Raw genomic sequence first — 19,008 nt, forward strand, 5'->3', positions numbered from 1 at the left:
TCAGCGTCGTCTTGCCGTGGTCCACGTGGCCAATCGTGCCCACGTTGACGTGCGGCTTGGTACGTTCAAATTTTCCTTTTGCCATTTCTCGACTCCGAAAAAAATAACTCAATCACAAAAATTCTGGTGCCCTTGGCGGGAATCGGACCCGCGACCTCTCCCTTACCAAGGGAGTGCTCTACCACTGAGCCACAAGGGCAATTTTTGACCGCCAAATCAATCCATTGAAACAAACAGGTGGAGCGGGAGACGGGAATCGAACCCGCGTCATTAGCTTGGAAGGCTAGGGTTCTACCATTGAACTACTCCCGCATCAGAATCAGAAAATCTGACCGTCACAGTTGCAGGCCTACCTGGGCAACACTTGTTGGTTTCGCTGGTGGAGGAGACTGGATTCGAACCAGTGTAGGCGTAAGCCAACAGATTTACAGTCTGCCCCCTTTAGCCACTCGGGCACCCCTCCGGCGAACCGCAAACTATAGCAGAGTTTTGGGCATTTAACGACCCAGCCCTATCAATTTACTCACAACGACCAGTCCAGCGCCTGCCCACGCGCCGCCAACCAGGTCTGTGCCTGCGAAAAATGCCCACACCCTATGAAGGGCTGAGGCGGGCGCAAGGCAGACAGTGGCGACGGGTGGTTGGCTTTGAGCACCAAAGCCTCACGCGACGGGGCAACAGCGTCGCTCAGCCCCAAAAAACTCGGGGCCGTCTGACGTGTTTGCTGCACCAACATATCGGCCTTGGCCTGCGCGTGAGCGCCCCACAACAAATACACACAAGCAGGCACTGTGCGCGCCACCTCTGCCAACAAGGCATCGGTCAACGCCTCCCAGCCACGTTTGGCATGACTGGCGGGCAATCCATCTTCTACCGTCAAGCTGGTGTTGAGCAGCAACACGCCTCGCCGCGCCCACGCCTCCAACGAGCCGCTGGCAGGCATGGGTTGATTCACATCACGCTGCAACTCTTTGAAGATGTTGCGCAATGACGGCGGTGGCTTGACGCCAGACGCGACCGAAAACGACAAACCTTGCGCCTGATAAGGCCCGTGATAAGGGTCTTGCCCCAAGATGACCACCCGCACCTGCGACAAAGGCGTGAGCAACAAAGCCCACAAAGGATGCGCGGGATAGACCACAGCGCCAGACGCAAGTCGCCCACGGACAAAGTCTGCCAAGCCCAGGCCCACAGGGCTACGCCAAAAACTCTGCAACACCGGCTGCCAATCAGGATGAACCGTCCAATCCTGCGGCGCCCATGCGGTCAAACAAGGCGCGTCAGGCGGTGATGCGTCAGAGAACAAATCAGCCACAGCGTCAACCTAGATCAGGCCGCAAACAACTCGGCCAGGGCCTTGCCGGGATCGGCCGCGCGAATGAAGGCCTCGCCAACCAAAAATGCATTCACATGCGCCGCGCGCATGGTTTGCACATCGCTACGCTGCAAGATGCCGCTCTCGGTCACCAGCAAACGGTCCGCAGGCACATCCTTCATGAGCGACAAGGTGGTGTCGAGCGTGACCTCAAAGGTACGCAAATTACGGTTGTTGATGCCAATCAACGGCGTCTTGAGCTTCAAGGCGCGTTGCAGCTCTGGGGCATCATGCACCTCGACCAACACCGCCATGTCCAGGCTGCGGGCAATGGCTTCCAACTCGGCCATTTGCCCGTCGTCCAAACACGCAGCAATCAGCAAAATGCAGTCGGCTCCCATCACCCGTGCTTCGTACACCTGGTAGGGATCGATCATGAAATCTTTGCGCAACACCGGTAAATCACACGATGCACGGGCTTGCTTCAAATAATCCACACTGCCTTGAAAAAATTGCTGATCGGTCAACACCGACAGGCAAGCCGCACCGTGCTCGGCATAACTTTGCGCGATGTCGGCGGCAATGAAATCTTCACGCAACACGCCTTTGGAAGGGCTGGCCTTTTTGATCTCGGCAATCACCGCAGGCAAACCTGCTGTGATCTTGGCACGTAAAGCACCCACAAAATCACGGGTGAGCACACGGCTTTCGGCATCGGCACGCATGGCCTCGAACGACTTGCGCTTCAAGCCCGCCGCAACTTCTTGGCGTTTGACTTCAACAATTTTGTTCAGAATGTCAGACATCTTTTTTTCTTTCTTCAGGCCGCAGCCAATTGATGCACAGCTGTCACCAGCTGGTCGAGCTTGGCCTTGGCCGCGCCAGAATTCAACGCGTCGTTGGCGCGTGCAATGCCGACTTCGATGCTATCGACCACATTGGCCGCATACAAAGCCACGGCACTGTTGAGCACCACAATGTCACGCGCAGGCCCAGCTTGGTTGTCCAGCACCGACAACAACAACGCACGCGATTGCTCAGGCGTGTCCACACGCAAGGCCCGGGTGCTGCTCATGGCAAAACCAAAGTCTTCCGGGTGAATTTCGTATTCATGGATGTGGCCGTTCTTGAGCTCGCCCACCAAGGTGGCGGCCCCCAAAGACACCTCGTCCAAACCGTCTCGGCCGTAGACCACCAAGGCATGCTCAGCACCCAAGCGCTCCAGCGCGCGCACTTGGATACCCACCAGATCGGGATGGAACACGCCCATCAAAATATTGGGGGCGCCAGCCGGGTTGGTCAGTGGCCCCAAGATGTTAAAGATGGTGCGCACGCCCAACTCTTTGCGCACGGGTGCTACGTTCTTCATCGCGGGATGGTGGTTCGGTGCAAACATGAAACCAATACCCACCTGCGCCAAGCACTGTGCAATTTGCAACGGCTTGAGGTTGATGTTCACCCCCAAGCTCTCCAACACATCGGCACTGCCGCTCTTGCTGCTCACACTGCGTCCGCCGTGCTTGCTGACCTTGGCACCGGCTGCGGCAGCCACGAACATAGAGCACGTCGAAATATTGAAGGTGTGCGAGCCATCGCCGCCGGTGCCCACAATGTCTACCAGGTGCTGCGTATCGGCCACCTCCACTTTGGTAGAGAACTCGCGCATCACCTGCGCCGCCGCCGTGATTTCGCCAATGGTTTCCTTCTTCACGCGCAGGGCGCTCACAAACGCGGCCATCATCACGGGTGACATCTCGCCACCCATGATGAGCCGCATGATGTGCAGCATCTCGTCGTGAAAAATTTCGCGGTGCTCGATCACGCGCTGCAACGCCTCTTGCGGCGTGATGGGATGAATAACGGTGGTCATCGCGACTCCTTACAGAAAATTTTTCAACATGGCATGACCATGTTCGGTGAGGATGGACTCGGGGTGAAACTGCACCCCTTGGATGTCCAACTCGGTGTGGCGCACGCCCATGATTTCACCATCGTCGGTCCACGCCGTGACTTTCAAGCAAGGCGGGCACGAGGCGCGCTCAATGGCCAGCGAGTGGTAACGATTGACCGTGAATTGCGCAGGCAAACCATCAAACACACCCTCTTGTGTGGTGGTGATGACACTGGTCTTGCCGTGCATCAAGGTCTGCGCGCGCACGATCTTGCCGCCAAAGGCCGCACCAATGCTTTGATGTCCCAAGCACACGCCCAAAATGGGCAGCTTGCCGGCAAAGTGTTGAATGGCCGCTACCGAAATTCCTGCCTCAGCGGGTGAGCATGGGCCGGGTGAAATCACCAAGCGATCAGGCTGGCGTGCCGCAATGCCTTCGAGTGTGATGTCGTCGTTGCGAAACACCTCCACGTCAGCACCCAACTCACCAAAATATTGAACGATGTTGAAGGTGAAGCTGTCGTAGTTGTCCACCATGAGAAGTTTGATTTTTTTCATGGTGATCACTCCAAGCCTTCTTCCACCAACTCACTGGCGCGCAACAAGGCGCGCGCTTTGTGTTCGGTCTCTCGCCACTCCAACTCGGGCACCGAATCGGCCACCACACCCGCAGCAGCTTGCACATACAAGGTGTCGTTTTTCACAATGCCCGTGCGAATGGCAATCGCCACATCCATGTCCCCGGCAAAGCTCAAGTAACCGCAAGCACCACCGTAGAGCCCGCGTTTGACAGGCTCCAACTGGTCGATCAACTCCATCGCATGCACTTTGGGCGCACCCGTCAACGTGCCTGCTGGGAAGGTCGCGCGCAACACGTCCATGCTGGTCAAGGGTTTGCCATCCGGCCCCTCACTCAACAAGCCCTCCACATTGCTCACGATGTGCATCACGTGGCTGTAGCGCTCCACCACAAAGGCTTCGGTCACCTTCACACTGCCCACCTTGGCAATACGGCCAATGTCATTGCGTGCGAGGTCGATCAACATCACGTGCTCGGCACGCTCTTTCGGGTCGTTGATCAACTCGACCTCAGCCGCCTTGTCGGCCTCAGGCGTGGCGCCACGAGGACGGGTGCCTGCCAAGGGGCGAATGGTGATTTTTTGCCCTTCGGGGGTGGACTCTTGGCGCACCAAAATCTCAGGCGACGCGCCCACCACATAGGCATCGCCCAGGTTGTAGTAATACATGTAGGGGCTGGGGTTGAGGGAGCGCAAAGCACGGTACAGGGACAGCGGGCTGGCGGTGAACTGTTTGTGAATGCGCTGCCCCACCTGCACCTGCATGAAGTCGCCCGCTGCAATCAACTCTTTGGCGCGCACCACGGCAGCCAGGTAATCGTCTTTGGCAAAACTGCGCTGCGCCGGATGGCTGTCGCACGGAGCGATCGACGGTGCAACAGCAGGCGCTTTCAAGCGTTGCTTTAACTCAGCCAAGCGCGCTTGGGCCTGGGCATAGGCACCCGGCTGCGCCGGGTCGGCATACACAATCAGCGAGAGCTTGCCCGACAAGTTGTCGATGACCGCCAGCTCTTCGGTTTGCAGCAGCAAGATGTCGGGCATGCCCAAATCATCCGGCGGGCACGATTGGGCCAGCTTCTTTTCGATGTGGCGCACCGTGTCGTAGCCAAAGTAACCTGCCAAACCGCCGCAAAAGCGCGGCAAGCCCTCAAGCAAAGCCACCTTGAAACGCTGCTGGTAGGCCGACACAAAGTCGAGCGGGTTGCCGTGGTCGGTTTCCACCACCACGCCATCGGTGACCACCTCGGTCTTGGCCTCAGCGCCAAAGCCACTGGCACGCAACAAGGTACGTGCCGGCAAGCCAATGAAGCTAAAGCGCCCAAAGCGCTCGCCCCCCACCACTGACTCCAGCAAAAAGCTGCGCTCACCCTGCTGCTGCACATGGGCCAGCTTGAGGTACAGCGACAAAGGTGTTTCAAGATCCGCAAACGCTTGCGCCATCAGCGGAATACGGTTGTAGCCCTGCTGGGCCAATTGGTTGAATTCGTTTTCAGTGATCACAGCTTGAGCCTCCACAGCTCAGCCCCGCAGAGGTGGGGCCGTTCATTCAAAAAGTGCTTGCTGGCAAAACTGCCGAGAAGCGCGACGCACGGCGCAAGGCGTGCGAGTTAGATGCGCGCAGAACTCGGCGTACGCCAGGGCCAGGCTCCCCGGTCGTGACAACCTGTGACAGTGCTGCGGTGAATGAACATGTGACTCAGTTTAACAAACGATATACGCCACCAGACGATGCATCGGAGCGCTTAGGCACGGGTCAGCCAATCGCCCACCTGCGCGATCTGGTCCAGGTAGCCATCGGCGTCCACCGCCTCGACGGGCTCGCCGTGGTTGTAGCCATAGCGCACCAACACGACTGGACACCCCGCCGCACGGGCAGCTTGGGCATCGTTGCTGGAGTCACCCACCATCAAGGTGCGTTTGGGCAAGCTGCCCAGTGCCTCACAGGTCTTGAGCAACGGTAAGGGGTCGGGCTTCTTGGCAGCAAAGCTGTCGCCACCAAACACCTGCGTGAGAAACCCGTCCAAGCCTTTGACTGCCAACAGGTTTTGGGCAAATGCCAAGGGCTTGTTGGTCAAGCACGCTAAGGCCCACCCTGCGTCTTGCATCTTCTGCAAACCTTGCACCACGCCTGGGTACACCTCGGCGTATTGACCATTGATGCGTTGGTAATGGTGCTGGTAACGCAGCCACGCAGGTTCGTACAACACGTCCACACTGCGTCCAGCGCACACATTGGAAAGCCCCGTGACCTCGGGCAAAGCGAGTTGGTGCGCCAGCACGGAACGAATCAAATGCTCCGATCCTTTGCCCACCGTGCGCTCGACCAGCGCACGCGTGACCGGCGGCAAATCGAGATCGGCCAAACAGCGGTTGAGCGCCTGCTCAAAGTCCCCCAAGGTGTCGACCATTGTGCCGTCGAGGTCGACGATGGCGGCGTGCAAGCCCGACGCAGACATGCGCATCACCCCAACGCCACACGCATGTCATCAATCACCTGCTTGTAGTCAGGCTTGCCAAAAATCGCACTGCCCGCCACAAAGGTGTCGGCGCCCGCATCGGCCACGCGGCGGATGTTGTCGGCCTTGATGCCACCATCGACTTCTAGACGAATGTCACGGCCACTGGCATCGATGAGCTTGCGCGCTTGTTCGACCTTGCGCAAAGCCGAGTCGATGAAGCTCTGGCCACCAAAGCCCGGGTTGACGCTCATGATCAGAATCAAATCAATCTCATCGATCGTCCAGTCCAGCACGTCCAGAGGTTCGGCGGGGTTGAACACCAAACCGGCCTTCACGCCACGGGCCTTGATGGCCTGCACACTGCGGTGCACGTGCGCGCTGGCATCGGGGTGAAAACTGATCAAATCGGCCCCTGCGTCAGCAAAGGACGCGGCCAGTGCATCGACCGGTGAAATCATCAGGTGCACATCGATCGGCACCGCCACACCGGCAGCGGTTTTGGCATGCGGCTTCAAGGCTTGGCAAATCATGGGCCCAAACGTCAGGTTGGGCACGTAGTGGTTGTCCATCACATCAAAGTGAATCCAGTCGGCTCCTGCGGCGATGACGTTCTTCACTTCTTCGCCCAGCCGCGCAAAGTCGGCCGACAAGATGGAGGGGGCAATGCGAAAAGTGGGGCGTGTGCTGTTCATGGGGGGATTATTTCATCCAAAATCACCGCCATGCCCAGCTACCAATTCAAAGTGGATGTCCATCCGCAATATCTGCCCGAACAGTCCGACCCCGAAGCCGGTGTGTTTGTGTTCGCTTACACCATCACGATCACCAACACAGGCAGCATGGCTGCGCAACTGATCTCGCGCACTTGGAACATCAACGACGCCAACGGCGTGCATGAAAAAGTGCGCGGCTTGGGCGTGGTGGGTCACCAGCCCCTGCTCAAACCCGGCGAGTCGTTTGAGTACACCAGTGGCAGCCACTTGCGCACGCCCACGGGCACCATGCACGGCAGCTACTTCTGCGTGGCCGAAGATGGCGAGAAGTTTGATGTGGACATTCCCATGTTCGTGCTCGACGCATTGAGCGACGACCCCAGCCAACGCCGCATGCACTGAGCCCATGGGTGAATTCGACCTGATTGAACGCTACTTCAAACGCCCGGCACACAAAGCCGTGTTGGGTGTGGGCGACGACTGCGCACTGCTGATGCCGTCACCTGGCATGCAGCTCGCCGTGTCGAGCGACATGCTGGTCGAAGGTCGCCACTTTGTGTCCACGGTCGACCCTGCGCGTCTGGGTCACAAAGCACTGGCCGTCAACCTGAGCGATCTGGCCGCCTGCGGTGCCGAGCCCATGGCCTTCACCTTGGCTTTGTCGTTGCCGCGGGTAGACGAAACGTGGCTGGCGGGTTTCTCCAGCGGCTTGTTGCGTCTGGCTGACGCACACGGCTGTGAGCTGGTGGGGGGCGACACCACCCAGGGCCCCTTGAACATATGCATCACCGTGATGGGCGAAGTGCCCCCCGGTGACGCCCTGCTGCGTCACAACGCCCAAGTGGGTGACGACATTTACATCAGTGGCACCGTGGGCGATGCGCGCTTGGCGCTTGAGGTGTTTCGCGGCACACAGTCGCTGGATGCAGCGAGTCTGGAGCAGGCACGATTGCGCATGGAGCAACCCACACCACGCGTGGCCTTGGGGTTGGCCTTGCGCGCCGTGGCTAACGCCGCCATCGACATCAGCGATGGACTGCTGGGCGACCTGGGCCACATCCTCAAACGCTCAGGCGTGGGCGCACAGATCGACACCCACTGGCTGCAAAGCGCTTCCAGCTTTGGCAACGGTCAAGCAGCGGGCATCACGCCCTTGCTGGCGGCCTTGCCCTGGAACAAGCGCCTGGAGTTTGCCTTGGCGGGCGGCGACGACTACGAGCTGTGCTTCACCGCCCCGGTGAACCAACGCGAGATGGTGCACGCCGCCGCGTGGGAGAGCGACACGCCCGTCACCCGCATTGGTCGTATCACCGAAGCTACTGGCCTGGTGCTGCTCGACCCCCAAGGCCAGCCCATCACGCGCCGCTTTGCGTCGTTCGACCACTTCGCTTAAAGCCCCACAGTGGCCACTCGGCGTTGCTGCTGCGTCAAGCCGCCATAGCCCCAGTCAGTTGCGGGTAGCTCTTGCACGCTGATGTAGCTGGTCGCGTGCATTGTTTGTCCTGCTGCCAAATGCTCGGGCAATAACGCAAACGCTTGGGTGATGAACGCCGCTTTTTCTGCCTCGGTGTTGGTCCCTTGCGTGATGCGGATGTCGAGTTGCACACGTATGTGCTCGTGCGTGTCCCCGCCAACCCACCAATCGTTCGCAGCGATGCGCTCAAACACCACAGAGGTCACGTCCGCGCGTTTGTGCAGCACTTGGGCACTGAGTTGTGTCAGGGCAAGGCTCAAGGCCTGTGCATCTTTGAGCTGCGCATGGGCCGAGAGTTTCAAAGTCAATATGGGCATGTCAAATTTCTTTGGTGGGGTGAAGGGCTTGATGCGCTTGGGCACGCAACTGGCTGTGCCGCGCCAAACGATGCAAGAAACGCATCAAAGACCGCGCAGCTTGGAGGCGCCTGGCATCCAAACCGTCCCACAAAGCGGGTACCGCTTCGCGGCGCAAGGTACGTGCGTGTTGCTTGGCTTGCTCTATCAACACGGCATTGGGTAGGGGCTCATAGCCTGCTGGTGGGTGACGCATCAGAGATCTCCAAAAGTTGTTGGGGTGTGATGACTTTATTTTTTAGCTGCCAAGCGCGAAACACCGCCGTGTGCAAATAGGTGTTGCAGCGGCTGCAACGGCACATCACGGGAGGCGTCTATTACCATGCAGCCATGGCCAATCTCAGCTTTGATGAACTACGACTTTTTGCACGCGTGGCGGCACTGGGGACGCTCTCGGCGGTGGCACGCGAGCGCAACGTGCCGGTGAGTCAAATTTCACGCGGTTTGCAGCGCATCGAAGCCTCGTACAACGCACAACTGATCTTGCGCACCACGCATGGTTTGTCGCTCACGCCCGAGGGTGAAGTGTTGCAAACCTATGCGCAACGCATCTTGAACGAAGTGGATGCTTTGGATGCCGAGTTCGACCACACACGGGCGCGTGTCACAGGCTTGGTGCGGGTCAGCATGAGCACGGTGATTGCACAGCACTTGATGGTCGACAGCCTGCCAACACTCCATGCCACCTACCCAGAGCTGCGTTTTGACTTTCGGGTAGACGATGCACTGGTGGACATGGCACGCGAGGGCATTGACATCGCCATACGCACGGGAGAGCCACAAACCGACACTTTGGTGATGCGCCGACTGGGCGTATTGCACCGGCGGTTGTACGCCAGCCCGGCCTATTTGAAAAAACACGGCATACCCCACAGCGTGGAAGATTTGCGTCTCCACGACTTGATCACCCACAGCAAGCATGACTACCTGAATGTGTGGCCCACACAAAGCGGCACACCCTTTCGAGCCAATGGTCCATTCGGTTCAGACAATGCCGCCACAATGACTTCGATGGCGATTGCGGGATTGGGCATTGCACGCATGCCATCTTTGGTGGCAGACCCTTTGGTTGTGCAAGGCAAGCTGCAAAGCGTTTTGATCGACCAAATCAACGACACGCCCAGCACGGTCAGCGCCTTCATGCTCGCAGGCCGCCACCGACTGCCTAAACTTCGTGCCTGTATTGACCACTGGGCTCAGTGGTTACAAACGACATCCCCCACATGCTGAACCGCCGCTTTTTACTTGATCATCCCGCCCACCTGATTGCACTGGGCTTTGGCGCAGGCCTGAGCCGTTTGGCACCAGGTACCGTGGGCACCTTGTGGGCCTGGGCAGCCTTTTTGATCTTGCAAATTTGGTTGACGCCACTAGAAATGGGCGTGTTGATCGCGGTTTCTTTGCTGGTCGGTTGGTGGGCTTGCACGGTGTGCGCACGTCATATGGGCGTGGCCGATCCGGGCGCGATTGTGTGGGACGAGGTGGTGGCTTTCTGGCTGATTTTGTGGCTGGTCACCCCAACCACCTTTTGGGGTCAGTTCGGCGCTTTTGTGCTGTTTCGGTATTTCGATGCGGCCAAACCCGGCCCTGTGAAGTGGGCCGACAGACTGTTCAAAGGCTTTGGTTGGCGTGGCGGATGGGGCATCCTGTTTGACGACTTGGTGGCCGCGTTTTGCACGCTGTTGGTGATCGCTTTGTGGAGGTTTTGATGGCACACGACAACACATCACACCTGGTCGAACAACTCGCCGATGCCCTGCTGCACCACGGCTGGATGCTGGCCACCGCCGAGAGCTGTACGGGCGGCATGATTGCCGCACGCTGCACCGACTTATCGGGGTCTAGCCAATGGCTGGAGCGCGGCTTTGTGAGTTACTCCAACGAGGCCAAGCACGAGATGCTGGGCGTCGACCCAGCCCTGATTGCCCAGCACGGTGCCGTCAGCGCAGAGGTGGCGCAGGCCATGGCCTTGGGCGCGCTGCGCCACTCGCAAGCCCAGGTGTCGTTGGCGGTGACAGGTGTTGCCGGACCCACTGGTGGGTCGGCAGACAAGCCCGTGGGCACCGTGTGGTTGGCTTGGGCCCTGCCCAGCGACAGTGGACCCACGCTGGGTGCCGACACCGCCTGGGTGAAAACCGAATGCGTGCATTTCAAGGGCGACCGTGCCGCCGTGCGCGAGGCCACGCTGCAACACGCCCTGGCCACCTTGCTGCATTGGCTGCGCCAACACTGACCCACGCAAGCTTTACGGCAGCAGCGCCGGAAAGCTGCGCGCCACCGCCACGCCCAAGCGCGCCATGCGGTTGCGCATGGTGAGCACCGCCTTGTCTTTGCTGATGAGCTGTGCGGCGTGTGCAGCGGCCAGGTCAATGAACTTTTGGTCGTCTGGGTCTTTGCAGACAAACTGTGCCTTGGCCGCAATCGGCATCAGCAGGGCATGCGCGTCGAAGCGGTTCAAGATGTGCTCGGCGGTGATGCCATTGGCGGTCATGCGCGCCACGATGTGGGTGTAGGCCAACACGCGCTCCAACTCATCGCGCATGACCTGCGTGGCCAGCCAACGCACCGTTTTGTCGCCAAGCGCCGCCTGCAACGCAGGCGTGGCCGGGTCTTGGTAGAGCCACAAGTCCAGCACGATGTTGGTGTCGAGCACCACGTGCACGGGCTCGACGTCTTGCGCCTGCGCACTCATGTCTGGGGCGGCTCGCTGCCCTCAGCAGGCTTGTTGCGCATCGAGCCGGCGCGCAAATCGAAGCGGAACATGCGGCACTCGATGGGGCCGTTCCACATGGGCACGCGGCGCGATTCTTTGAAGCGCATGCGCCCAGGCAATTTGAGGTCGGGGGTCAACATCCAGGCGGTCCAACCGGGGTAGTTCTTTTTCCAATGGCTGGCAAGCTGGCTGAAAAAATCGCCCCCGTCTTCGGTTTGTGTGATCTCACGCGCGCCAAAGCGGGGGGTGTCTAGGCGCGCACCGTCGGGCGCTTCGTCGTCCATCACATCTTCATAGGGCGACACGTACTCGGTGGGCGGCGCATAACGGGCACGACGTGCGGCACCCGCAATACCCGCCGCCTCAATGCGTTCGCCGTACGGTGGGTTGACCAACATCACGCCGGGCAGGTCCGACGGCGGCATGCGTTGCAGCGCATCACCGCCGCGCAACTCCACCGCATGGGCCACACCGGCACGCTCGGCATTGCGCTGTGCAAAGTCGACCATGCGAAACGCCACATCGCTGCCAAACACGGGCGCACGCGGTGCGCACTGCTGGCCTCGCGCGTTTTCCAACAGGCCTTGCCAGACGTGTGGCTGAAACGGTACCAGCTTTTCAAAACCAAAGCGACGCATCGAGCCCGGCGCAATGTTGCACGCAATTTGCGCCGCCTCGATGGCGATGGTGCCGCTGCCGCAGCACGGGTCATACAAAGGCACGCCCTGCGCGCACCAGCCGTCGGGGTTGGCGGGTGTGCCATCGCCCTGGCTCCAGCCACTGGCCGCCAACATGGCTGCGGCCAAGGTTTCTTTCAAAGGTGCGTCGCCTTTGTCGGCGCGCCAGCCGCGTTTGAACAAGGGCTCGCCCGAGGTGTCGATGTAGAGGGTGAGCTCGTCGGTGGTCAGGTGGGCGTAGATGCGTGAATCGGGCCAACGGGTGTCCACATCGGGGCGGACACCGCTTTTGTTGCGGAAGCGGTCGGCCACCGCGTCTTTGATTTTGAGCGCGGCAAAGTTCAGGCTCTTGAGGGGGCTGTGCTGCGCGGTGATTTCGATCTTGAAGCTCTGTTTGGGCGTGAACCACAGCTCCCACGCCACGCTGGAGGCCGCGTTGTACAAGTCTTGTTCCGAGCGGTATTGGGTGTACGACAGCTCCACCAACACACGCTGGGCCAAACGGCTGTGCAGGTTGAGCAGCATGGCGTCACGCCACGAGCCGCGCACCATCACGCCGGCGCGAAAAGCACGCAAGTCGTCTGACCCGATGCCGGTGATGCGTTGCACCTCGGTGGCCAGATAAGTTTCAACGCCTGCGGCGCACGGTAAAAAGAGATGGAGTTGATTCATGGTGATCCGTTCAAAGCCAATCCGCCAGCACAAGCCTGACCGGTCAGCCGAGCTAGTGTTTACAGCGCTTTGCGCAACGTGGTCGGCGCAATCCGCAGCGCCTCGCGGTACTTGGCCACGGTGCGACGTGCGCACTCAATGCCTTGCTCTTTGAGCATCTCAGACAGCTGGTTGTCTGACAAGGGTTTTTTGGGGTTTTCGCTGGCCACGAATTGTTTGATGAGCGCGCGCACCGCCGTGCTGGACGCGTTGTTGCCGCTGTCTGTTTCGAGTCCTGAGCCAAAGAAGTACTTCAGCTCAAAGGTGCCAAACGGCGTGCTCATGTACTTGTTGGTGGTGACGCGGCTGATGGTGGACTCGTGCAGCCCCAGCTCTTCGGCAATCTCACGCAGCACCATCGGGCGCATGGCGAGTTCGCCGTGGATGAAAAAGTTTTTCTGTCGCTCGGCAATGGCGTTGCTCACCCGCAAGATGGTGTCAAAGCGCTGTTGGATGTTTTTGATGAACCAGCGCGCCTCTTGCAGGCGTTGCTGCAAGCCCTGGTGCGCCTCGCCCTTGCCGCCCTTCAAGGCGTTGGCATAAATGTCGTGCACCCGCAGACGTGGCATCACATCGGGGTTGAGCATGACGCGAAACTTGGGCGTGACCGATTTGCCAATGCGCGTGACCAGCACATCGGGCACCACCACATGGCGTTCCACGTCGGCAAAACGTCGGCCTGGTTTGGGTTCGAGTCGGGCAATCAGCGGAATAGCGGCCTTGATGTGCGCCTCGCTGTCGCCCAGCGCCAGCATCAAACGCTTGATGTCGCGCTTGGCGAGCAACTCCAGCGGCTGCTGGCACATGCGCAGAGCCACATCGCACACCATTTGCGCTTCTTCGCCCTTGGGTTTCAAAGCCTTGATTTGCAAGCACAGGCATTCGGCCAAATCGCGGGCGCCCACGCCCACAGGCTCCAGGCTTTGCAGCAAATGCAAGGCCACTTGAAAGCGGTGTTCCAACTCTTCCAACTGCTCTTCGTCGTCGCCTGCCAGGCCCTCGGCCAGGCTGCGCAGCGAGTCTTCCAGGTAGCCATCGTCGTTGAGGTTTTCAATCAGGTAACGCAGGGCCGAGCGGTCGGTCTCGCTCAGGCGCAAGGACAAGGCCTGGCGATGCAAATGCGCGGTCAACGATTCTTGGCTGCGGGCCAACTCGGTGGCATCTGCCGCATCGTCGCCGCCGGTGTTGTTGTGCGCGGGGGCGTCGCCGCCCCACTCGGAGTCATCGGCGGAGAACTCCACGCTGCCGTCCCCCTCCCAGCTCTCAGCCACGCCGTCCACGCTGGGTTCTGTGTCGCTGGCGGTGTTGTCGACCGAAATTTCAGACACGGTGTTGTCCATCGCGGCCATCTCGCGCGCTGGCTCTGCATCGTCCGCATGTGCGGGCGTGTCGGCCTGGGCCACGCCAAATTCTTCGCGTGGTGCCTCTTCAAATTCTTTGTCGAGAAACGGGTTCTCGTCGAGCATCTGCTCAATCTCTTGGCTCAACTCCAGCGTGGACAGCTGCAACAGACGGATCGACTGCTGCAGCTGCGGCGTCAGGGCCAGATGCTGGGAGACGCGTAGGGAGAGGCCTTGCTTCATAGGGTAGGTGCGAGGGCCATGGCTACATGCGGAAGTGTTCGCCAAGATAGACGCGACGCACATCGGCGTTCTCGACAATCTCGGTGGGCGTGCCTTGGGCCAGCACACGGCCTTCGCTGATGATGCAGGCGTGGTCGCAAATGCCCAGCGTCTCGCGCACGTTGTGGTCGGTGATCAACACCCCCATGCCACGTGCTTTCAAAAAACCAATGATGCGTTGAATTTCAATCACGGCAATCGGATCGATGCCGGCAAATGGCTCATCGAGCAAGATAAAACGCGGCTGAGTGGCCAAGGCACGGGCAATTTCGACCCGGCGACGCTCGCCACCCGACAAGGCCACGGAGGGCGACATGCGCAAATGCTCGACTCGCAACTCTTGCAGCAAGGCGGTCAGGCGACGGTCGATCTCACCCTCGGTCAGCGGGGCACCGTGGTCATCGCGTTGCAACTCCAGCACCGCGCGCACGTTGTCTTGCACATTGAGCTTGCGAAAAATCGAGGCCTCTTGCGGCAAATAGCTCAAGCCCAAACGCGAACGACTGTGAATCGGCAAATGGGTGATGGGCTGGCCGTCGATGGTGATGCTGCCCGCATCGGCCCGCACCAGGCCCACGATCATGTAAAACGAGGTCGTTTTGCCCGCGCCATTGGGGCCCAACAAGCCCACCACTTCGCCTTTTTTCACGGAGATGGACACATCGTGCACCACCTTGCGGCTGCCGTAGGCTTTTTGCAAATGCAAGGCCTCCAGGCAACTCACCGAAGTATCCGTAAAAGGCGTGGTGGAAAGTGTCTCGGTCACTTGTTGTCCGTCGTTGTGCTGCGCGGCGCCAAGGTGGCACGGACCCGACCTCCGGTGGACTTACCCGTCTCACCGGCCTTTTGGCCGTCGATGGTGAACACGTCCGTGAGGTTGTTGTAGACGATGCGCTTGCCCGTCATTTGGTCGGCCAGCACAGCGCCACGGTAGCGGCGCACTTCGGCTTGGTCGCTCATGATGACTTGGTCGGCGCGTCCGTCGTAGTCAATGCGCAGGCCTTCGCCTTCCATGTACTCATCCAGGCCTTCACGCTTTTGACGGAAAAAAGCGCGCTTGTTGGGCTCGGGCAAGATCAGACCAAATTGGTAACCATCCGCATCCTGACGAATCTCAATGCGCTCACCGCGCATGACCATGGTGCCCTTGGTCAAGACCGCACGGCCTTTGAAGACGCTGATTTGCTTGAGCTCGTCGTGCACCAGGCTGTCAGCCTCGATGTTGAGCGGTTTGTCTTTGTCGGCTTTTTCCGCGTGCGCTGCCGCCGGCAAGACGGCCAAGAGCAAAACCAACGAAAAAGAAGCGAATGAAGTCAAGGCACGAATATTGCTGTTATTTAACGTGGGATTCTAACCACCCACAACACCCGGCCTTGATGCCGTTCAGCGGCTGCGGCGTGCTTCAGCGATCAGGTACTCGGTGACCTGCAACGCACGCTCCATGGTGCCCGTCAAAGAGCCATCGGTGTAGAAGCGTCCCGCAATGCCCAAGGCTGGCACACCTTGTACTTTGAAGGCTTCTTGCAACTGCGTGGCACGGCGGGCTTTGGTGGCCACGCCAAAGCTGTTGAAGGTCTCGGTGAACTTGGCCGCAGGAATGCCGTTTTTGTCGGCCCAAGCCGATAAAGTGGCCAGGGTGTTGAGGTTTTGACGCTCGGTGTGGATGGCATGGAAGAGCTTGCCATGCATGGCATCGACCATGTTCAAGGCTTCAAACACATAGAAGGCACGTTGCTGTGCTTCAAAGTCGTCGCGAAAACGCACCGGCACACGCTTGACCACCACGTCTTTAGGCACCGCTTTGAGCCACGACGCAAAGCGCGGTTCAAACGCGTTGCAGTGGGGGCAGCTGTACCAAAAGAACTCGATCACTTCGATCTTGCCTTCGCCTGCCTCGGTGGGCACGCGCTTGTCCAAGGTCAAGTACTCGATGCCCTCTTCAGGCTTTTTACCCTGGGCATGGGCCACAAACGGTAAGCCAGAAGAAGCCGCGGTCAAAGCAGCCAAAGAAAAATCACGACGTTTCATACGTACCTCAGATCAAAAAAATCAACGTTGTACCCGCACCATCGCGGAATCCAAATGTGCAGCTTCCAGCTTGTTGCGCACGCGCTCAGCGTCGGCCTTGGTGTCCATCGGACCCACGCGCACACGGTAGACGGTGCGCCCGCCCTGGTCGCGTTCGCTCACTTTGGCGTCGAGTCCCAGCAAGCCCAGCTTGGCACGCTGTGCGTCAGCTTCCTCGTTGGTGCGAAATGCGCCCGCTTGCACAAAGTAAATAAAGGGGTCCCCACCCACCACGGCGGGTTTGAATTCTGCGGTTTTGCTCTCGCCAGGCTTGGCTTCAACGGGCTTGGCATCTGCAGTCTTGGCCTTGGCCAAGTCACCCAGCGGGTCAGCACTCTTGGGGTCGACCTTGGTGGCAACATCGGGCTTGTTGGGGGCAGATGTCGGCGCAGGCACAGAAGCCTCGGGCTTGGCATCCACACCATCGCCTTTGTCGGCAGGCTTGGCCGGGTTCTTGCCATACAGCGGGGCGTTGGGGTCCCAGTCTTTGTTCTTCTTCTCTTCCGCAGCGTCTTGGTCGGCGCTGCGGTTTTGGCCTTTGTTCATGAACGGAATCGGCACCTTGGTGACGTACACCGCCACCCCCAGGGCCACGGCCAAGCCCACCACCAAACCGATGATGAAGCCCACCAGGGTTCCGCCGCGTTGCTGTTTCATGTTTGTCATCTCCGAACTCATGCAGCCGATTTACATGCTGCTGGGTGCAGACACACCCAACACCTTCAAGCCATTGTGCAGTACCTGCGCGGTGGCGGCGACCAGCGCTAAGCGTGCTTTTTTAACCGCCTCGTCGTCCACCAAAATGCGCTCGGCGTCGTAGTAGCTGTGGTAGCTGGCGGCCAGATCGCGCAGGTAGAAGGTCACATCATGCGGCGCAAAGTCGTGCGCAGCGGCGCTCAGCATGTCGGGGTACTTGGCCAGCAACAACATGAGGGCTTGGGCTTGTGGACTGTCCAATGCGAACAAGTCCACGTCTTTCAAATTGGCCACCTCGCCGCCATCTTTGTCGGCCCAGGTGCGCAGCACCGAGCAGATGCGCGCGTGGGCGTACTGCACGTAGTACACCGGGTTGTCGTTGTTTTTGGTCACGGCCAAGTCCACGTCAAAGGTGTACTCGGTGTCTGGCTTGCGCGACAGCAAGAAGAAACGCACCGCGTCTGTGCTGGTCCACTCGATCAAGTCGCGCAGCGTCACATAGCTGCCAGCGCGCTTGGAAATTTTGACCTCTTCACCGCCACGCATCACCCGCACCATGGTGTGCAACACGTAGTCAGGGTAGCCCTCGGGAATGCCCAGGCCATCCACCGACGAAGCAGCTTGCAAGCCCGCACGCACGCGGGCAATGGTGCCGTGGTGGTCGGTGCCTTGGATGTTGACCACCTTGGTGAAACCGCGCTCCCACTTGGCCAAGTGGTAGGCCACATCGGGCACAAAGTAGGTGTAGGTGCCGTCGGTCTTGCGCATCACACGGTCTTTGTCGTCGCCGTAGTCGGTGCTCTTGAGCCACAGCGCGCCGTCTTGCTCGTAGGTTTTGCCAGCGGCTTGCAGTTTTTGCACCGCGTTGTCCACGCGGCCACTGGTGTAGAGGCTGCTCTCCAAGTAATAGTTGTCGAACTTAACTTCAAAGGCCTTCAAGTCCAGGTCTTGCTCGTGGCGCAAATAGGCCACCGCAAATTGACGCATGCCATCGAGGTCGTTCACATCACCGCTGCCCGTGAATTCGCGGTCGTCTGAGGTGACCGTTTTCTTGGCCAAAAAGTCAGCCGCGATGTCGGCGATGTAGTCCCCGTTGTAGGCCGGGGCGTTCTCGCCGCTGGGCCACTGCGCGTCCCCGGGCTTGAAGCCCTGCGCACGCAGCTGGGTGCTGGTGGCCAAGGTGTTGATCTGCACACCTGCGTCGTTGTAATAGAACTCGCGGTAAACGTTGAAGCCCTGGGTGGCAAACAGATTGCAAATGGCGTCACCCAAAGCGGCCTGACGACCATGACCCACATGCAGGGGCCCGGTGGGGTTGGCCGAGACAAACTCCACCAACACGCGCTGGCCGTTGCTGGGTTGAAAGCCAAAACGCTCTTGGGCTGCCAACACTTCGCGCACCACCTGCTGCTTGGCAGCAGGCTTGAGGCGGATGTTGATGAAGCCAGGGCCGGCAATCTCAATGTCTTGCACCCACTGCTGGTAAGCGGGTGCAGCCAACAAGGCCTCGCGCAGCTGCTCCCCCAACTGACGGGGGTTGAGCTTGAGGGGCTTGGCCAGTTGCATGGCGGCAGTGATGGCGAAGTCGCCATGGGCTGCCACTTTGGGCGATTCAAAAGCGGCCTTGTTGCCGGAGCCGGGCAACAAACCATCGAGGGCTTGGCTCAAAGCGGCCAGCAATTCTTGTTTGACGAGGAGCATGCGGAGATTTTACGTGGCGGGTCTATTCATCATGC

23 protein-coding genes and 3 tRNA genes are annotated in these 19,008 nt (G+C 59.6%); 5 read left to right on the forward strand and 21 right to left on the reverse strand.

The window, feature by feature from the left end:
* From B9Z39_RS07455 to rpe, 11 genes are all read right to left on the reverse strand, one after another.
* The coding region (locus tag B9Z39_RS07455) for a GTP-binding protein (RefSeq protein WP_042615313.1) at positions 1-85 on the reverse strand (85 nt) is incomplete at its 3' end.
* Between the two features lie 39 nt (positions 86-124).
* Positions 125-199 (reverse strand) — tRNA-Thr (locus B9Z39_RS07460).
* Positions 200-238: 39 nt separating this feature from the next.
* Positions 239-312 (reverse strand) — tRNA-Gly (locus B9Z39_RS07465).
* A 65-nt stretch (positions 313-377) separates the two neighbouring features.
* Positions 378-463: transfer RNA gene (locus tag B9Z39_RS07470), tRNA-Tyr, on the reverse strand.
* A 60-nt stretch (positions 464-523) separates the two neighbouring features.
* Positions 524-1,315: a uracil-DNA glycosylase gene (locus B9Z39_RS07475; RefSeq protein WP_108301247.1), complete on the reverse strand. Its 792-nt coding sequence runs from the start codon at positions 1,313-1,315 to the stop codon at positions 524-526.
* Between the two features lie 14 nt (positions 1,316-1,329).
* On the reverse strand, positions 1,330-2,121 hold the full coding sequence (trpC, locus tag B9Z39_RS07480; RefSeq protein ID WP_108301248.1) for an indole-3-glycerol phosphate synthase TrpC: 792 nt from the start codon (positions 2,119-2,121) through the stop codon (positions 1,330-1,332).
* A gap of 14 nt (positions 2,122-2,135) precedes the next feature.
* Positions 2,136-3,185, reverse strand: coding sequence for an anthranilate phosphoribosyltransferase (gene trpD / locus B9Z39_RS07485; RefSeq protein ID WP_100147382.1), 1,050 nt, complete (start codon positions 3,183-3,185; stop codon positions 2,136-2,138).
* 9 nt (positions 3,186-3,194) lie between these two features.
* On the reverse strand, positions 3,195-3,764 hold the full coding sequence (locus tag B9Z39_RS07490; protein WP_199172988.1) for an aminodeoxychorismate/anthranilate synthase component II: 570 nt from the start codon (positions 3,762-3,764) through the stop codon (positions 3,195-3,197).
* Positions 3,765-3,769: 5 nt separating this feature from the next.
* Positions 3,770-5,284: an anthranilate synthase component I gene (trpE, locus tag B9Z39_RS07495; RefSeq protein ID WP_100147407.1), complete on the reverse strand. Its 1,515-nt coding sequence runs from the start codon at positions 5,282-5,284 to the stop codon at positions 3,770-3,772.
* Between the two features lie 242 nt (positions 5,285-5,526).
* Positions 5,527-6,246 (reverse strand): phosphoglycolate phosphatase, encoded by a 720-nt coding sequence (gene gph / locus B9Z39_RS07500; protein WP_108301249.1) that lies wholly within the window; start codon positions 6,244-6,246, stop codon positions 5,527-5,529.
* The gene (rpe, locus tag B9Z39_RS07505) at positions 6,246-6,935 is read right to left on the reverse strand and encodes a ribulose-phosphate 3-epimerase (protein ID WP_108301250.1); all 690 of its coding nucleotides are present in this window, start codon (positions 6,933-6,935) and stop codon (positions 6,246-6,248) included. The genes gph and rpe overlap by 1 nt, the downstream gene beginning before the upstream one ends.
* A 30-nt stretch (positions 6,936-6,965) precedes the next feature.
* Here rpe and apaG point away from each other — a divergent pair, with 30 nt between their 5' ends.
* Positions 6,966-7,358 (forward strand): Co2+/Mg2+ efflux protein ApaG, encoded by a 393-nt coding sequence (gene apaG / locus B9Z39_RS07510; RefSeq protein WP_100147378.1) that lies wholly within the window; start codon positions 6,966-6,968, stop codon positions 7,356-7,358.
* A gap of 4 nt (positions 7,359-7,362) precedes the next feature.
* Positions 7,363-8,349, forward strand: coding sequence for a thiamine-phosphate kinase (gene thiL / locus B9Z39_RS07515; RefSeq protein WP_108301251.1), 987 nt, complete (start codon positions 7,363-7,365; stop codon positions 8,347-8,349).
* On the opposite strand, the gene B9Z39_RS07520 is transcribed toward thiL, so the two are convergent.
* Together B9Z39_RS07520 and B9Z39_RS16880 are read right to left on the reverse strand one after the other, a co-directional pair.
* On the reverse strand, positions 8,346-8,747 hold the full coding sequence (locus tag B9Z39_RS07520; RefSeq protein ID WP_108301252.1) for a 4-oxalocrotonate tautomerase: 402 nt from the start codon (positions 8,745-8,747) through the stop codon (positions 8,346-8,348). The two genes, thiL and B9Z39_RS07520, sit on opposite strands and share 4 nt — an antisense overlap.
* Position 8,748: 1 nt before the next feature.
* Positions 8,749-8,982 (reverse strand): hypothetical protein, encoded by a 234-nt coding sequence (locus tag B9Z39_RS16880; protein WP_146183294.1) that lies wholly within the window; start codon positions 8,980-8,982, stop codon positions 8,749-8,751.
* Positions 8,983-9,116: 134 nt separating this feature from the next.
* Between B9Z39_RS16880 and B9Z39_RS07530 the strand changes: the two genes are divergently transcribed.
* Genes B9Z39_RS07530 through B9Z39_RS07540 form a run of 3 tightly spaced genes read left to right on the forward strand, consistent with a single transcriptional unit; the run spans position 9,117 to position 11,019 of the window.
* Positions 9,117-10,016: a LysR family transcriptional regulator gene (locus B9Z39_RS07530; protein ID WP_108301254.1), complete on the forward strand. Its 900-nt coding sequence runs from the start codon at positions 9,117-9,119 to the stop codon at positions 10,014-10,016.
* Positions 10,010-10,495, forward strand: a complete 486-nt coding sequence (locus tag B9Z39_RS07535; RefSeq protein ID WP_108301255.1) for a phosphatidylglycerophosphatase A — start codon at positions 10,010-10,012, stop codon at positions 10,493-10,495. The genes B9Z39_RS07530 and B9Z39_RS07535 overlap by 7 nt, the downstream gene beginning before the upstream one ends.
* On the forward strand, positions 10,495-11,019 hold the full coding sequence (locus tag B9Z39_RS07540) for a CinA family protein (protein ID WP_108301256.1): 525 nt from the start codon (positions 10,495-10,497) through the stop codon (positions 11,017-11,019). Before B9Z39_RS07535 ends, B9Z39_RS07540 begins: the two co-directional genes overlap by 1 nt.
* A 12-nt stretch (positions 11,020-11,031) precedes the next feature.
* On the opposite strand, the gene B9Z39_RS07545 is transcribed toward B9Z39_RS07540, so the two are convergent.
* The 8 genes from B9Z39_RS07545 to argS form a co-directional block, all read right to left on the reverse strand.
* Entirely contained in the window at positions 11,032-11,478 is a 447-nt protein-coding gene (locus tag B9Z39_RS07545) for a putative toxin-antitoxin system toxin component, PIN family (RefSeq protein ID WP_108301257.1), read from the reverse strand.
* Positions 11,475-12,848, reverse strand: coding sequence for a class I SAM-dependent RNA methyltransferase (locus B9Z39_RS07550; protein WP_108301258.1), 1,374 nt, complete (start codon positions 12,846-12,848; stop codon positions 11,475-11,477). Before B9Z39_RS07550 ends, B9Z39_RS07545 begins: the two co-directional genes overlap by 4 nt.
* 59 nt (positions 12,849-12,907) lie before the next feature.
* Positions 12,908-14,470, reverse strand: coding sequence for an RNA polymerase factor sigma-54 (locus B9Z39_RS07555; protein ID WP_108301259.1), 1,563 nt, complete (start codon positions 14,468-14,470; stop codon positions 12,908-12,910).
* A 22-nt stretch (positions 14,471-14,492) separates the two neighbouring features.
* Positions 14,493-15,275: an LPS export ABC transporter ATP-binding protein gene (gene lptB / locus B9Z39_RS07560; protein WP_108301260.1), complete on the reverse strand. Its 783-nt coding sequence runs from the start codon at positions 15,273-15,275 to the stop codon at positions 14,493-14,495.
* Positions 15,272-15,790, reverse strand: a complete 519-nt coding sequence (gene lptA, locus B9Z39_RS07565; RefSeq protein WP_233248947.1) for a lipopolysaccharide transport periplasmic protein LptA — start codon at positions 15,788-15,790, stop codon at positions 15,272-15,274. Before lptA ends, lptB begins: the two co-directional genes overlap by 4 nt.
* Positions 15,791-15,892: 102 nt before the next feature.
* Positions 15,893-16,537 (reverse strand): thiol:disulfide interchange protein DsbA/DsbL, encoded by a 645-nt coding sequence (locus B9Z39_RS07570; RefSeq protein WP_108301261.1) that lies wholly within the window; start codon positions 16,535-16,537, stop codon positions 15,893-15,895.
* A gap of 21 nt (positions 16,538-16,558) precedes the next feature.
* Positions 16,559-17,233 carry an SPOR domain-containing protein gene (locus B9Z39_RS07575; RefSeq protein ID WP_369908121.1) on the reverse strand — a complete coding sequence of 225 codons (675 nt, stop codon included), beginning with the start codon at positions 17,231-17,233 and terminating at the stop codon, positions 16,559-16,561.
* 30 nt (positions 17,234-17,263) lie between these two features.
* Positions 17,264-18,973: an arginine--tRNA ligase gene (argS, locus tag B9Z39_RS07580; RefSeq protein ID WP_108301263.1), complete on the reverse strand. Its 1,710-nt coding sequence runs from the start codon at positions 18,971-18,973 to the stop codon at positions 17,264-17,266.
* Positions 18,974-19,008: the final 35 nt, after the last annotated feature.

The organism is Limnohabitans sp. JirII-29 (genome assembly GCF_003063395.1).
Classification (GTDB): Bacteria; Pseudomonadota; Gammaproteobacteria; order Burkholderiales; family Burkholderiaceae_C; genus Limnohabitans.